We start from the raw sequence: 14,508 nt of genomic DNA, 5'->3' as shown, positions 1-14,508 counted from the left end.
TTTAGCGCAGATGGTACTACGCAAGTGGGAGAGTATGTCGCCGCCTTCTTATAAAAAGAGCAATCTAAATAATTAGATTGCTCTTTTTTGTTTTAAATTTTAAATTGATAAACAGATATGAGAGTAGTAATTCAAAAAGTAACACAGGCTTCAGTAAGTATAGAAAATCAAATAGTAGCCTCTATAGATAAAGGCTTATTTGTCTTAGTAGGTATAGAAGATACTGACACTAATGACGATATAGCGTGGCTATCAGCTAAAATAGTCAATTTGCGTGTTTTTGACGATGATAATGGGGTAATGAATCTCTCGGTAAAAGAAGTGGAGGGAGAGGTGCTTATAGTGTCTCAATTTACCTTGCACGCCTCTACTAAAAAAGGCAATCGTCCTAGTTATATAAAAGCTGCTCGTCCAGAGGTAGCCATACCTATTTACGAAGCCTTTATAAAGCAAGTAGAAAGTCTGTTAGGCAAAAGAGTGCCTACAGGGCAATTTGGTGTGATGATGCAGGTCAGCCTATGCAATGATGGACCGGTTACCATTCTTATAGACACCAAAAATAAGGAATAAAAAAAGCCCCGAAGATAGTCGAGGCACTAAATGTTTTCACAACGGAATAATCCTTATTGTGAATTGCTTTCAAATTCTGCGACAAAAGTAAGTATAATATTTTTAATGTACAAATCTTTTTTTAATTTATTTTTACTTTTTATTTCTTTTTGTTATTTTTGCCTCACCAAATTACAAAACAATGAAAAATATACTTGGATTAGATTTGGGTACCACCTCAATAGGTTTTGCCCATATCGTAGAAGATGAAAATAAAGAAAAATCAGAGATTAAGGAATTAGGAGTGCGTATTGTTTCTTTAGCCACAGATGAACAATCCGACTTTGAAAAAGGAAAATCAATTAGCACTAATGCAAATAGAACCCTTAAACACGGAGCAAGGCTAAATCTTGATCGTTATCAACAAAGGCGAAAATTTCTCATAGATTTATTGCAGAAAGCAAATCTAATTACTTCTGCCTCTATCTTGGCTGAAAATGGCAAAAATACCACACATTCTACTTGGCAATTGAGAGCTAAAGCCGTTACCGAACGTATTGAGAAAGAAGAGTTCGCTAGAGTATTACTAGCTATTAATAAAAAAAGAGGCTATAAGAATAGCAGAAAAACAAAAACTGAAGATGAAGGACAAGCAATAGATGGAATGGCTATAGCAAAGTGCCTCTATGATGAAAACCTAACTCCAGGACAGTTATCGTTACAATTACTTCAACAAAACAAAAAACTCCTCCCAGATTTTTATCGTTCAGATTTACAAAAAGAATTTGACCTTGTTTGGAATTTACAAAAACAGTTTTATCCTGATATCCTAACAGATAGTTTTTACAAAGAATTGCAAGGGAAAGGTAAGGATGCTACTTCAAAAGCCTTTTCTAAAAGATATCATTTTGACACAGCTGAAAACAAAGGTTCTAAAGAATCTGTTCGTTTGCAAGCCTATCAGTGGCGTGCGGAGGCTATATCTAAACAACTTTCAAAAGAAGAAGTAGCTTATGTCTTAACCGAAATCAATAATAATTTGAACAACTCAAGTGGCTATTTAGGCGCTATTTCCGATAGAAGTAAAGAACTCTATTTCAATCGTCAAACAGTAGGGCAATACTTGTATGCACAGCTTCAAGAAAATAGACATAATAGTCTTAAAAATAAAGTATTTTACCGTCAGGATTACTTAGATGAGTTTGAACGCATTTGGGAAACTCAAGCTTCATTTCACAAAGAATTGACAGATGAACTTAAAAAGCAAATCCGTGATGTGGTAATTTTCTATCAACGTAAACTTAAATCTCAAAAAGGATTGGTATCATTTTGTGAGTTTGAGAGCAAAGAAATTGAGATAGAAAAAGACGGAAAAGCTATAACTAAAAGCATAGGAGCTCGTGTTGTCCCTAAATCCTCTCCTCTATTTCAAGAATTTAAGATTTGGCAAATACTCAATAACGTTACCTGTAAGAGAAAAGGAATTAGAAAAAAGAAATCATCTGCTAAATCTACTGAATTAGACCTATTCAATGAACCCTCTCAATCAATTTTTAGTTTGGATATGGAGTGCAAGCAACTCCTTTTTGACGAACTGAACCTAAAAGGAGACCTAAAATCGGATAAAGTACTGAAATTATTAGGCTATTCTCCTCAAGAATGGGAAATCAACTACAATCAATTAGAAGGAAATCGTACTCAAAAATCACTCTATGAAGCGTATTTAAAAATTATTGAAATAGAAGGTTATGAGGTGAAAGATATTTTACAAATAAAATCTACAAAAGACGATTGGTCTTTAGATGAATCTCCTCTTTCAGCTTCCGAAATTAGAGAAAGAGTAAAGGTTATCTTCCAAACATTAGGAATATGTACTAAAATCCTTTATTTTGACCCTCTTTTGCCTGTAAAAGAGTTTGAACAGCAGTATTCCTATCAGTTGTGGCATTTGCTTTATTCTTATGAAAGTGATGATTCTACTTCTGGAAATGAAACCCTTTACCGAATCTTAGAAAAGAAATACGCTTTTAAGAGGGAACACGCTACAATACTCGCCAATGTAGCCTTGCAAGATGACTACGGTAGCCTATCTACTAAAGCTATCCGCAAGATATACCCTTATATAAAAGAAAATCAGTATAGCACAGCTTGTGAATTGGCAGGTTATAAGCACTCTAAACTATCTTTAACCACAGAAGAGTTAGAGGCTCGTGAACTGAAAAATATCATTCCACTACTTAAAAAGAATGCTTTGAGAAATCCTGTAGTTGAGAAAATTCTCAATCAGATGATCAATGTAGTGAACGCTTTAATTGAGAAAAACAGTGAACGAGATGCTGAAGGGAAAATTACAAAATATTTTCATTTCGATGAAATTCGCATTGAATTAGCTCGTGAATTGAAGAAAAATGCCCAAGAAAGGTATGAAATGACCCAAAATATCAACAAAGCTAAATTAGAACATCAAAAGATTAGCGAAAAACTTCAGAAACAGTTTGGCATCAAGAATCCTACTAAATCTGATATTATTCGTTATCGCTTGTATCAAGAATTGGAACACAATGGCTATAAAGAACTATATACCAACACCTATATAGCCCCCGATGTATTGTTTAGCAAGAATATAGATATAGAACATATTGTCCCTAAAGCTCGTGTGTTCGATGATAGTTTTTCCAACAAAACATTAGCTTTCAAAGAGTTTAATATCAAAAAAGGAGAATCTACAGCTTTTGATTATATCACCTCTTTAAACTGTGAAGGAGAACTCAATCAATATCTCACCAGAGTAGAGAATGCTTATAAAACAAAAAGCATTTCACTTACTAAATACAAGAATTTACTCAAAAAAGCCTCTGAAATAGGTGATGGCTTTATCAATAGAGACCTGAGAGATACTCAGTACATAGCCAAAAAAGCTAAAGAAATACTTTTCCAAGTAACTAAAAATGTGCTGTCTACCTCAGGAAGTATCACCGATAGATTGCGCGAAGACTGGGGCTTGGTCGATGTGATGAAAGAGCTAAATATGCCTAAATATCAGTCATTAGGACTCACAGAAGTAGAAGAACGCAAGGATGGCAATAAAGTAACTGTAATTAAGGATTGGACAAAGCGCAATGACCACCGTCACCACGCAATGGATGCCCTTACAGTGGCTTTCACCAAACCTTCATACATACAATACCTTAATCATCTCAATGCTCGAAAAGACGAGAATAACAAAAATTATTCGGTTATTTTAGCTATCGAGAAAAAAGAAACAATTAAAGTCCCAATTAATAATGGTAAGAATAAGAGAGTTTTTATAGAGCCTATACTTAACTTTAGACAAGTAGCCAAAAAACACCTCGAAGAAATATTCATTTCGCACAAAGCAAAGAATAAAGTAGTTACCAAAAATATAAATAAACCTGCTGGTACTGACAAACAACAAATCACACTCACTCCAAGAGGTCAGCTACACAAAGAAACTATATATGGTAAATACCAATATTATGTCAATAAAGAAGAAAAGGTAGGCGTAAAGTTTGATGAAAGAACTATCACAAAAGTCTCTAATCCTCTTTATCGCGAAGCATTGCTGAAAAGACTGCAAGCTAATGACAACGACCCTAAAAAAGCCTTTGCAGGGAAGAACGCACTATCTAAAAACCCTATTTATTTAGATGAAGCAAAAACTAAAACTTTACCAGAAAAAGTAAATCTCACCTACTTGGAAGAAGACTTTTCTATCCGCAAAGATATTTCTCCTGATAATTTCAAAGATTTGAAATCTATTGAAAAAGTAATTGACCAAGGAGTAAAGCGCATTCTTATCAAGCGACTCCAAGCCTACGATAATGATCCTAAGAAAGCCTTTGTAGACTTAGAAAAGAATCCTATTTGGCTCAATAAAGAAAAAGGAATTGCGATTAAACGCGTTACTATAAGTGGCGTGAGTAACGCTCAACCTTTGCACATAGGGAAAGACCATTTAGGAAAAACTACTTTAAATAAAGAAGGGAAAGAAGTTCCTGTAGATTATGTAAGTACGGGCAATAACCACCACGTAGCTATTTATAGGGATAAAGAAGGTAATTTGCAGGAACAAATTGTCTCTTTCTTTGAAGCTGTCGTGCGAGCTCAGCAGGGGCTTCCTATTATTGATAAAAACTATAAACAAGCAGAAGGTTGGCAATTTATGTTCACTATGAAACAGAACGAAATGTTTGTATTTCCTAACGAAGCGACAGGTTTTAATCCCGCTGAAATAGACTTGTTAGATCCTAAAAATAAAAAATTGATAAGCCCCAATTTGTTTAGAGTACAAACAATATCAATTGTAAAATATGGAAATAGTGTGGTTAGGGACTTTAAATTTAGACATCATTTAGAAACAACTCTTCAAGATGATAAAATATTACAAGGAATTACTTTTCAACAGATTAAAAGTTTAGAACCCTTAAGGAATATCGTAAAAGTTCGTATTAATCACTTAGGCGATATTGTAAACATAGGCGAATATTAAAAAACTTTTTTAAAACCAATAAAACACCCTTTAAACTATGTTATACCGTTCTATTTACATTGGCAATCCAGCTCATTTAAAGTGGAAAGATGAGCAACTCATAGTCTATCTTGAATTATGATCATAGCAGAACGATATAATGCTTATAGAATTATGTGGGTATTAGTATTATACGATTTGCCAACAGAAACGAAAAAAATGCGTAGAGAAGCACAGGTTTTTCGTGATAAACTTATAAAGGATGGCTTTACGCTCTTTCAGTTTTCGATGTACATAAGACATTGCCCCAGTAGGGAGAATGCCCAAGTGCATATCAATCGTGTAAAACAAAACCTACCACAGTACGGCAATATAGCTATTATGTGCCTAACCGATAAGCAGTTTGGCGATATGGAGTTCTTCTACTGCCAAAAGGAAACAACAGCCCCCGAAACCTATGTACAATTAGAGCTTTTTTAAGAAGAATAGGAAAGAGAAAACCTCCTCTTTTGCCTTTGTTTATAAGGCAAAAGAGGAGGTTTTTCAGTGCTGTTTTTAAGTAAAACTGATTGATACTAAAATCTTTAAAAGATTGAGGATGTTATCAATCACAAAACTACAAAATTTGAAAGCAATTCACAACAAAGACTTCCCTATTTTGAATAACCTGATAGTTGTTATCAATCACAAAACTACAAAATTTGAAAGCAATTCACAACCAGTCCTTAATGTGTAGAGGGAACTGCCATGTTGTTATCAATCACAAAACTACAAAATTTGAAAGCAATTCACAACGAGCTATGTAGCTATACACAATGAGGGAGGGATGTTATCAATCACAAAACTACAAAATTTGAAAGCAATTCACAACTGCCAGCCTTGTAGCATATAGATAGCGTTAGATGTTATCAATCATTAAACTACAAAATTTGAAAGCAATTCACAACAAACCGCTTACTCCAATAATCGCGTTTGTTGTTATCAATCACAAAATTACAAAATTTGAAAGCAATTCACAACAGGCTTTTTTGAAGGGGTTTTTGCTTGAGGTTGTTATCAATCGCAAAACTATAAAATTTGAAAGCAATTCACAACCAACAAATGAATGAAACAGCAAAACAAAGTGTTGTTATCAATCGCAAAACTACAAAATTTGAAAGCAATTCACAACAACTACATCTTACAAGGCTTTGGATTTAGGGTTGTTATCAATCACAAAACTACAAAATTTGAAAGCAATTCACAACAAAAGCTGGAACGCCCTTTTGACGAGTATAGTTATTATCAATCGCAAAACTACAAAATTTGAAAGCAATTCACAACTACGTTAGGCATTATAACCTTTGCCGATGAGATGTTATCAATCGCAAAACTACAAAATTTGAAAGCAATTCACAACCTCTCGCCCTCCCTCCCGTTGGTCGGTTGGGATGTTATCAATCACAAAATTACAAAATTTGAAAGCAATTCACAACAAAGCATTAAACAAACAACAAGAGATACAAGTTGTTATCAATCACAAGACTACAAAATTTGAAAGTAATTCACAACGTTTTCTAACTTTATGAAACCCGGACAAGAGTTGTTATCAATCGCAAAACCACAAAATCTGAAAGCAATTCACAACCTGTCACCTATTTGGTATTGATTTGAAAAAGATGTTATCAATCACAAAACTACAAAATTTGAAAGCAATTCACAACTACCCAGTGGAGGACCCTCAAGCACACTTTGATGTTATCAATCACAAAACTACAAAATTTGAAAGCAATTCACAACCAACAAATGAATGAGATGAGCAAACAAAGTGATGTTATCAATCACAAAACTACAAAATTTGAAAGCAATTCACAACTTTTAGCACAAACAAGAACGTACGAAAGTTGTTGTTATCAATCACAAAACTACAAAATTTGAAAGCAATTCACAACTTTTTTTGCATAAAAAAGTTTTAATTTGTTTTATTATATAATAATTCTTATCTTTGTACTTTAATTTAAATTTTTAATTTATGGGAATTATTGCAACACTTATTATTGGCGCCATCGCAGGATGGTTAGGAGGAACTATCTACAAAGGTAGTGGATTAGGACTAATAGGGAATATCATTATTGGTGTTCTTGGGAGTAGCGTGGGGTATTGGCTTCTAGGAAGTGTATTACACATCTCTCTTGGAGAAGGATTGATTGGTTCTATCTTAACAGGAGCTATTGGAGCTATTGTTATTTTATTTTTAATAAATTTGATATTTAAAAAGAAGTAATAAGGAAATAGGAGAAATAAAAAGCCCCGAAATATTATATATTTCGGGGCTTTTTAGTATACTTTTTCTCTTAATTACCTTTTTGCGTTAGCAATCCAGGTCTTTCCATCTGTAGTATACAGAATGTACAGTGAAGATGCGTTTATTCTAATTACTTTTAAACCATCTTGCAAATCAACATTTACTAAAGTGTTATCTCCTTCTTTTTTGAAACTAACACCTTTTAGGTCTTCAATGCCATCTGAAAAACGGAAATAATAATCATTTCCTGTTTTAACAACTGTTACTGAACCATTGTCAACAGATTTTTTTTCTTTTCCTTTTAGGAAAGAAATTTCACCTTTATAGGTTCCTACAAAAAGGTCATTGTCTGCTGGGTCATCATTTTTGCTACAAGAAGCAAAAAAAACTAGTGATAAACAAATCACTGAAGCTAATGCAATAATTTTCTTCATAGTTGATTAAATTTAAAAATTAATATTAAAGTTTGATGTAATAATTATATTATTGAGATGCTTAATGCAATTTTTAAAAGATATTAATTGTAATATTTTTTTAAGAAAATATTTTTTATTTGTTTTTATTTAAATATCTTTTTGCTAAAAGTTGCATTCCGTATCCCAAAGCTATATTTAACCATCGTTTGTTGTTAAATAAAGAGCCCAAAGTATTAGCTAATAAGTTTTTTGGACTTAAACTTTCTGCTGAAGCTGATACTTGTTGTGTGAGAGATAGTCGGTCAATCTCTTTTTCTAATCGCAGTAGTCTAATCTCATTGTCAATTTCTTCAAATGATGAATAGGTTTTATTGTTCATTTTCTTCTTCGTCTTCTGGGTCAGATTTAAAATAGATTTCTGATAGTTTTTGCAATAGCGACTTCTCAATTAGTTTCCTGCGAAACAATAAAACTACTAACGATAACAATATATAGAACGCTCCTACAATAGCAAACCCTAAACCATTACTACCTAAAGCTTCACCTATAGCATAAGCAGCGGCAAGTGATAGGAAAAATAATATTAATAAGCAGGCAAAAGCATAAACAAAAAAAGTTATAAGCCCATACGAAGACTTAGCTATAAACCTGAAAACTATCATTTTATAGTAAGCAAATTGCGAATTAAAGGCTGTGTTTGCTTTTGTAGGGACTTCTACAAACGTTTCTTTAATAGAATAAATCGCCATAAAATTACTTCTTGATTTTAGCGGCTTCTTCTTTCAATGAAGCTAATTTCTTTTCTAGCAGACTAATTACATCTTCAGCTTTATTGCTTGATTTTGAAAAGAGTCTATCTACTTTTTCTTCTAAAGAACCTTTTAATTCCAAAGATTTCTCACGCACGCTCTCTGTAAGATTATCTAATTGCTCTTTAAATTCATCAGACTTGTCTCTAAGAGAGTCCTTAATTTTTTTACGTGTGTTTTTACCTTCGTCTGGCGCAAAAAGAATGCCCAAACCTACTCCGATAGCAGTACCTACTGCTAAGCCTAATACGGCATTTGCTGTTTTTGACATAGTGTTCAAATTTAATGTTATTAAATTAGTTATATAAATTAAGTATGGTGCAAAGGTATAAATAATTTTGATAAAATATATTTTTTAATAATACTTTTTAACTATAAGACATAAGAAAAACTTATTATTACTTTTTATATGTTTGTTTTTAAGAGGTTTATATATTTCTTTTAAGTTTGTTTTCCCATTGATAATCCATAAGCTAAGGATATAAAATCATTGCGATAGCCCAAATGATTGCCAGCAATATTATCCAAGGCAAACAACCTGAAAACATATGGTATAAGGCTCTAAACGCTTCGAATATTATATTATTTTTCATAACAATAATCAGTATTATTACGGTGCTAAGCGCTCTATTTTCCAATCGTAGTCTTCGGTGAGGGTGTAACGCAGACGGTCGTGTAGGCGGTTGGGGCGTCCCTGCCAGAACTCTATGCTCTGAGGGCGCACTAAGTAGCCGCCCCAATGCGCAGGACGCGGTACTTCCTTACCTTCGTATTGCATTTCTAAAGCGTGTAGTTGCTCTTCTAAGTACTCGCGTGTGGGTATTACCTCGCTCTGTGGCGATACTATAGCTCCTAATCTACTCCCCAAAGGGCGCGATTCAAAATAACCGTCAGAGGTGTTGGCGGGCACTCGCTCTGCTATCCCTTTTATGATGACTTGCCGCTCGATAGAAGGCCAAAAGAATGATAAACACAGATGCGGATTAGCTTCTATTGCCTTACCTTTTTCGCTGTGGTAGTTGGTGTAGAAGATAAACCCTTCGTAAGTGTACTGTTTGAGCAACACTACGCGCGTTTTAGGAAAACCGTCAAGTCCGATAGTGCTAACGGACATAGCATTGGCTTCGTCTATACTATCTGTTTCATCTGCTTCGTAAAACCACGTCTGAAAAAGCTGCATAGGGTTTTCAGGAGCATCTTTCTCTAAAAGCTCTCGTTTATTATAGGTTTTTCGATAATTACTTAAGTCCATTTTGTTTTTCTGCAAATATACTAATAATTTATAAATCGGCAATTAATAAAATAAAAATAAGAGGCAATAAGCACTCACTTATTACCTCTTATTTTATTACTTATCAGTTGTTTCTATTAATAGAAAGCACTTATATTTTCTTTGATAGTAGCACTATTTTCAAGCGATTTGAGTATGCCTTGTCCAGCGCGCTCTGTGCGTAGCTTCTCGATAGTCTCTGCATACGTTTTGTAATCATTAGTAGCAGGTGCTACTGATACTGATGATACTTGTATCACATATACAGCATTCTCACCATCGATAGGTTTAGAGATAGCACCTTGCTTAAGTCCAAAAGCAGCCCCGATTACTTTAGGTTCGCGTCCTTCTCCTATAAGGATAGGGTTGTTCATCGTTAGTCCGGTAGCCGTTTTTACTTCTGTTTTGTTAGCCGAAGCAATTGCTGCTAAACTGTTGCCTTTAGCTTTCTCTTTTAGTATAGCGGCTTTTTTCTCGCGTATAAGAATAGGTTTTACAAATGGCGCTACGTCTTGTACGTCGCTAAGTCCTTCTTCTCCTTGTTTCACTAATTGAGCTACTATATAGTTACCTCCGTTAGTGAATTTTTTAAGGTCTCCTACTTTTGTTTCTTTGTTGAATAGCCACTGTACTATTTGGCGGTTAGCACCAAGCCCGATGATTTGGTCGTCGTTTTTGTGTAGGTTATCTGCACGAAGCACAGTCAAGTCTGATGATTTAGCGATGTTAGAAAAATCTTTAGGATTTTGACTCGCTTTCATCTCAAAATTGCTCACTTTAGAGAAAAGTTCGTTGAGGGTAGCTTCAGAAGGCTCAACCTTGCGAGTGATAGTAGCCAACTGCACGGTAGGCGCTTTATCAGTTACTTTCACTACGTGGTAACCAAAATCAGTTTCTACAATACCTATAGTACCTACAGGGTTAGCGAAAACGAATTGCTCAAAAGGTTTTACCATAGCCCCGCGTTTGAAGAATCCGAGGTCGCCTCCGCGATAGTTAGCACCTGGCTCATCAGAATTTTCGCTTGCCAAAGCCGCAAAGTCAGCACCAGCTGCTTTAGCCTCAGCCAAAAGCGATTCAGCTTTTGCTTTTGCTTCTTCTTTAGTGCGAGTAGTATTAGGAGTAGCGGCTTGGCTACCTTTGTAAGCGATAAGTATATGGCTTGCTTTCACAGCTCCGTTAGGGTCTTTAGCTATCATACGGCTTAGTTTTAGGTTGCCGTCTTCTTCATAAGGACCGAATACTTTGCCAACTGGTAGGGCGAAAAGAGTATCAGCATAAGCAGAACGCAAATCTTCTTTGCTTACGAAAAGGGTATCATAAGGAGTATCAGAGTGGCGGTCTACGAACTCTTTTACGTTTTTAGTTTGAGCGAAACCAGCGATAGTATCGTTAGCGTGTGTTTGGTTGTTAAACACGATTTCAGGCTGAAGCAATTTGTTGATAGCTTCTTTTTCAGCTTGCGTATCGGCAGCCGAAGGTTTTTCGTTCACCACTATATATTGTATATTGCGGTAAGCCTCTTGTTTGAATTGTTTTTCGTGTTTTTTGATATAATCTTTTATTTCGCTGTCGCTAACATTTATGTTTTTATCGTCAATACTGCTGTATTGTAGCGCAACATAGCTAATGTCAGCCATATCTTTTTCTTGGTGATAAGCTATTTCGGCTTCAGCATTGGTTACCCCTAAGCCAGCGCGTATAAGGCTAAAATACATTTGCTGTTTAGCCCCTTCGATAATAGCGTCTTCTTGCATTTTCCACTGAGCATAGGCTTGCGGATTGTTGCTTTTGAGGGTATTGAGGTAAGCGGTAAATTTAGAAGGGTCAAATACACCGTATTCGTTTACGAACTGAGGGTTTTGAGCAAGAGGTGTTTTAGCGAGTATAGAGATGATTTGGTCTTTCTCCACGCTGAGTCCTAATTTCTCAATTTGTTGATTGAGAAGTATTTGTTGAACGTTTTGCTCCCACACATACTTTGCAGCTTCTATGCTACTTGCCTGACCGTTAGCCTGATGCACGGCATTTTCTACCTGTAGACGGAAAGCGTCAATAGGTACATCTTCACCGTTTACCGTACCTATTTCGGTAGGTTGATGGTTACTAAAGCGCCCTTTGCCAATAAAGTCTGAGATGATAAAAGCAAAGAGAGCGAGCCCGATAATTGCAATCAAGAATACGGTTTTACTTCTGATTTTTTCAAGTACTGCCATTGTTTATAATCGTTTATAAAAAGTATAAATTTGTTTGGTGTTATTAATCAAACGGCAAAAGTAATCCTTTTTATTGAAATACAAAAATAATTAGCAAAAAAAATGTTGATTTGTCAATTTGCCGATTTGTCAATTTGTCGATTTGCTAATTTTCCCAAACCTCCATTAATTAGAAATTTTATCTTTTATACTTACCCTTTACTTTAGATATAGCTACCCTTTACCTTGAGCGAAGGATTAGCGAAAGATGAGCAAAGTATAAACGACTAATCAACGCCCCAAAAATAGTAAAATATGCTACGCTCCATCTTGCTTCTCTTTTCATCTCTCATAATCGCCAAATCGGCAAATCGGCAAATTGCCAAATCAATAAAATTTGCTAATTATCAAATTTTTACTATCTTTGCGCTTTGAAATATCTAAAAAATGCCTACCACTATCTATAAAACTTATGTATGTATCCTTTTCTTTGCGCTACAACTCTGCTTTTCCCAAAAAGGGGAGGAGGCACTGTTTATCAAAGAAGGTACGCTACTTAAATGTGAGAACAACCGCATTCCTGCTGACGGTCGTATAGAGTTACCACGTACAGTTAAAGCCATTGCTCCTGAGGCATTTAAAGATTGCTCCCGACTCAAATCTATCAACATAGGGGGGAGCGTAACTCTGATAGGCGACCGTGCTTTCTACGGATGTAATACCCTTACTAAAGCTGAGTTCCTGCCCAATACAGTTACCGCTATAGGCGAACAAGCCTTTGCTTTTTGTGGGAAGCTCAGCAGTGCTAACTTGCCCAACTCGGTGGCTACTATTGGCACTGAGGCGTTTCGTGCTTGTTTTGCGCTTACCGCTATCACTATCCCCGAAAGTACTACTAATATAGGTGATAACGCTTTTTTAGATTGCAGTTCGCTACAGCAGGTTACTTTTCTTACTAACCAGTTACCTATACTTCCTTCCGGAATTTTTTACCAATGCAAGCAGCTCAAAGAGGCGTTACTGCCCGCTAGTGTGCGGCGCATCAAAAGCAGTGCTTTTGCTTATTGCGAAAACCTCAGTAGGGTAGTGCTGCCGGAACAGTTAGAGGCTATAGGCGATGATAGTTTTGAGTACTGCAAGAGTTTGCGCGCTATTGATATTCCTGATAGTGTGGTGTTTATAGGGGCGAGTGCCTTTCATAGCTGTAGTTTGCTAACCGATGTGAAGTTGCCCTACGGCTTGCGCCATTTGCTCAACGATACTTTTTTAGATTGCACTTCGCTTAAGGCTATTCTCATACCCGATACGGTAGAAAAGATTGATATGCAGGTGTTTCGCAACTGTAGTTCGTTAGAGGCAGTACAATTTCCTTTGGCACTAACCGACATACTCTATGCCGCTTTTTACGGTTGCAAAAAGTTGCAAGAAGTTACCCTGCCCGACGAGGTAAAATATATAGGTATGTTTGCTTTTGCTGAATGCGAGAGTTTAGCGTATATAGAGTTGCCCCGTGCGGTGGTCGATATAGCCGCTAAAGTGTTTTATAACTGTACGAGTCTTAGCGAGGTGAAGCTCTCTAAATTCACCGCCACTATAGGGGTACAGGCTTTTTACGGCTGTACGAATCTAAAAGACTTACGCCTTCCGCCCTCGGTAGAAAAGATTGACTTAGGGGCGTTTGAAAATACGGGACTTACCGAATTGCACTGCAAGGCTATCGCACCGCCAGAGGTGAACAGGAGTTTTGGATATAAGGGGAAAGTATTAGTACCTTTCCGTTCGTTAGACGCCTACAAAGCGGCGATAGGTTGGCAAGATTGTGCCTTAGAATAAAAAAATATTAAAAAAAGTTTTGCAGATTAAAATATTTGCAGTACTTTTGCCACCCAAAAGCGTGCATAATAGGACGCTTAATAACTCACCAAATAAATTAATACATTATGGTTCAGTATGTTAAAGAATCTTACGAAGAACTAAAGAACCACGTTACGTGGCCTACTCTTGCCGATTCACAGCGTGAAATGGTGGTAGTAGTGGTATTCTCTATCTTATTCTCATTAGTTATCTGGGGAATGGATTCGTTCTTTGAATGGATAATAGCTGAGTATTTTAAATTTATGCAATAAAAACAACGGAGAATGTCTGGATTGTTAGAAAAAAAATGGTATGTAATCAAAACCGTTACCGGTCAGGAAAACAAGATTAAGAACTACGTAGAAACGGAGTCAGCTCGTTTGGGCTATGCCGACTATGTAGAAGAGGTGTTGGTGCCTACCGAGAAAGTGGTGCAAGTGCGCAATGGTAAAAAAACTACCAAAGACAGAGTGCATATGCCTGGCTACGTAATGGTGAAAGCTCATTTAGCAGGTGAGGTGGTGCATATCATCAAATCAATACCAGGGGTAGTGGGCTTCTTAAGCGAGACTAAAGGTGGCGACCCGCTGCCTTTGCGCAAAGCCGATGTAAACCGTATGTTGGGGCAAGTAGATGAGCTAT

The 14,508-nt window shown here is 36.0% G+C and carries 13 protein-coding genes and 1 CRISPR repeat array; of the genes, 7 read left to right on the top strand and 6 right to left on the bottom strand.

Going from position 1 to position 14,508, the window contains the following annotated elements; translation table 11 throughout:
* The first annotated feature begins 117 nt into the window (after positions 1 to 117).
* From dtd to HMPREF9074_RS04480, 4 genes are all read left to right on the top strand, one after another.
* Positions 118 to 570, top strand: coding sequence for a D-aminoacyl-tRNA deacylase (dtd, locus tag HMPREF9074_RS04495; RefSeq protein WP_009392515.1), 453 nt, complete (start codon positions 118 to 120; stop codon positions 568 to 570).
* 181 nt (positions 571 to 751) lie between these two features.
* On the top strand, positions 752 to 5,059 hold the full coding sequence (gene cas9 / locus HMPREF9074_RS04490; RefSeq protein ID WP_009392516.1) for a type II CRISPR RNA-guided endonuclease Cas9: 4,308 nt from the start codon (positions 752 to 754) through the stop codon (positions 5,057 to 5,059).
* Between the two features lie 117 nt (positions 5,060 to 5,176).
* Positions 5,177 to 5,518 (top strand): CRISPR-associated endonuclease Cas2, encoded by a 342-nt coding sequence (gene cas2, locus HMPREF9074_RS04485; RefSeq protein WP_009392517.1) that lies wholly within the window; start codon positions 5,177 to 5,179, stop codon positions 5,516 to 5,518.
* 119 nt (positions 5,519 to 5,637) lie between these two features.
* A CRISPR array of direct repeats spans positions 5,638 to 6,970; the repeat unit is 32 nt; unit sequence CAAAACTACAAAATTTGAAAGCAATTCACAAC.
* A 79-nt stretch (positions 6,971 to 7,049) separates the two neighbouring features.
* Positions 7,050 to 7,301, top strand: coding sequence for a GlsB/YeaQ/YmgE family stress response membrane protein (locus HMPREF9074_RS04480; RefSeq protein ID WP_009392525.1), 252 nt, complete (start codon positions 7,050 to 7,052; stop codon positions 7,299 to 7,301).
* Positions 7,302 to 7,375: 74 nt separating this feature from the next.
* Here the strand turns inward: HMPREF9074_RS04480 and HMPREF9074_RS04475 are convergent, their stop codons facing one another.
* From HMPREF9074_RS04475 to HMPREF9074_RS04450, 6 genes are all read right to left on the bottom strand, one after another.
* Entirely contained in the window at positions 7,376 to 7,756 is a 381-nt protein-coding gene (locus HMPREF9074_RS04475) for a hypothetical protein (RefSeq protein ID WP_009392526.1), read from the bottom strand.
* 115 nt (positions 7,757 to 7,871) lie between these two features.
* Positions 7,872 to 8,117 (bottom strand): DUF6327 family protein, encoded by a 246-nt coding sequence (locus HMPREF9074_RS04470; protein ID WP_009392527.1) that lies wholly within the window; start codon positions 8,115 to 8,117, stop codon positions 7,872 to 7,874.
* Positions 8,107 to 8,487: a phage holin family protein gene (locus HMPREF9074_RS04465; protein WP_009392528.1), complete on the bottom strand. Its 381-nt coding sequence runs from the start codon at positions 8,485 to 8,487 to the stop codon at positions 8,107 to 8,109. The genes HMPREF9074_RS04470 and HMPREF9074_RS04465 overlap by 11 nt, the downstream gene beginning before the upstream one ends.
* Before the next feature lie 4 nt (positions 8,488 to 8,491).
* Positions 8,492 to 8,818, bottom strand: a complete 327-nt coding sequence (locus tag HMPREF9074_RS04460) for a YtxH domain-containing protein (RefSeq protein WP_009392529.1) — start codon at positions 8,816 to 8,818, stop codon at positions 8,492 to 8,494.
* Between the two features lie 339 nt (positions 8,819 to 9,157).
* The gene (pdxH, locus tag HMPREF9074_RS04455) at positions 9,158 to 9,799 is read right to left on the bottom strand and encodes a pyridoxamine 5'-phosphate oxidase (protein ID WP_009392530.1); all 642 of its coding nucleotides are present in this window, start codon (positions 9,797 to 9,799) and stop codon (positions 9,158 to 9,160) included.
* Positions 9,800 to 9,915: 116 nt separating this feature from the next.
* Positions 9,916 to 12,033, bottom strand: a complete 2,118-nt coding sequence (locus HMPREF9074_RS04450; protein ID WP_009392531.1) for a peptidylprolyl isomerase — start codon at positions 12,031 to 12,033, stop codon at positions 9,916 to 9,918.
* Positions 12,034 to 12,459: 426 nt separating this feature from the next.
* Here HMPREF9074_RS04450 and HMPREF9074_RS04445 point away from each other — a divergent pair, with 426 nt between their 5' ends.
* From HMPREF9074_RS04445 to HMPREF9074_RS04435, 3 genes are all read left to right on the top strand, one after another.
* A complete protein-coding gene (locus HMPREF9074_RS04445; RefSeq protein ID WP_009392535.1) occupies positions 12,460 to 13,845 on the top strand; it encodes a leucine-rich repeat domain-containing protein in 1,386 nt (461 codons plus the stop codon).
* A 107-nt stretch (positions 13,846 to 13,952) separates the two neighbouring features.
* Positions 13,953 to 14,138 carry a preprotein translocase subunit SecE gene (secE, locus tag HMPREF9074_RS04440; protein ID WP_009392536.1) on the top strand — a complete coding sequence of 62 codons (186 nt, stop codon included), beginning with the start codon at positions 13,953 to 13,955 and terminating at the stop codon, positions 14,136 to 14,138.
* Positions 14,139 to 14,150: 12 nt separating this feature from the next.
* On the top strand, positions 14,151 to 14,508 hold a 358-nt coding region (locus tag HMPREF9074_RS04435; protein ID WP_034539795.1), incomplete at its 3' end, for a transcription termination/antitermination NusG family protein.

It is taken from the genome of Capnocytophaga sp. oral taxon 329 str. F0087 (assembly GCF_000213295.2).
Taxonomy (GTDB): Bacteria; Bacteroidota; Bacteroidia; order Flavobacteriales; family Flavobacteriaceae; genus Capnocytophaga; species Capnocytophaga leadbetteri_A.
The sequence above is the reverse complement of the archived record's forward strand: the minus strand, read 5'-3'. Positions and strand labels throughout refer to the sequence as shown.

What these genes read in the sequence shown, in the direction of transcription:
- dtd (WP_009392515.1), top strand. Translation starts at nt 118, where the DNA reads ATGAGAGTAGTAATTCAAAAAGTAACACAGGCTTCAGTAAGTATAGAA.
- cas9 (WP_009392516.1), top strand. Translation starts at nt 752, where the DNA reads ATGAAAAATATACTTGGATTAGATTTGGGTACCACCTCAATAGGTTTT.
- cas2 (WP_009392517.1), top strand. Translation starts at nt 5,177, where the DNA reads ATGATCATAGCAGAACGATATAATGCTTATAGAATTATGTGGGTATTA.
- HMPREF9074_RS04480 (WP_009392525.1), top strand. Translation starts at nt 7,050, where the DNA reads ATGGGAATTATTGCAACACTTATTATTGGCGCCATCGCAGGATGGTTA.
- HMPREF9074_RS04475 (WP_009392526.1), bottom strand. Translation starts at nt 7,756, where the DNA reads ATGAAGAAAATTATTGCATTAGCTTCAGTGATTTGTTTATCACTAGTT.
- HMPREF9074_RS04470 (WP_009392527.1), bottom strand. Translation starts at nt 8,117, where the DNA reads ATGAACAATAAAACCTATTCATCATTTGAAGAAATTGACAATGAGATT.
- HMPREF9074_RS04465 (WP_009392528.1), bottom strand. Translation starts at nt 8,487, where the DNA reads ATGGCGATTTATTCTATTAAAGAAACGTTTGTAGAAGTCCCTACAAAA.
- HMPREF9074_RS04460 (WP_009392529.1), bottom strand. Translation starts at nt 8,818, where the DNA reads ATGTCAAAAACAGCAAATGCCGTATTAGGCTTAGCAGTAGGTACTGCT.
- pdxH (WP_009392530.1), bottom strand. Translation starts at nt 9,799, where the DNA reads ATGGACTTAAGTAATTATCGAAAAACCTATAATAAACGAGAGCTTTTA.
- HMPREF9074_RS04450 (WP_009392531.1), bottom strand. Translation starts at nt 12,033, where the DNA reads ATGGCAGTACTTGAAAAAATCAGAAGTAAAACCGTATTCTTGATTGCA.
- HMPREF9074_RS04445 (WP_009392535.1), top strand. Translation starts at nt 12,460, where the DNA reads ATGCCTACCACTATCTATAAAACTTATGTATGTATCCTTTTCTTTGCG.
- secE (WP_009392536.1), top strand. Translation starts at nt 13,953, where the DNA reads ATGGTTCAGTATGTTAAAGAATCTTACGAAGAACTAAAGAACCACGTT.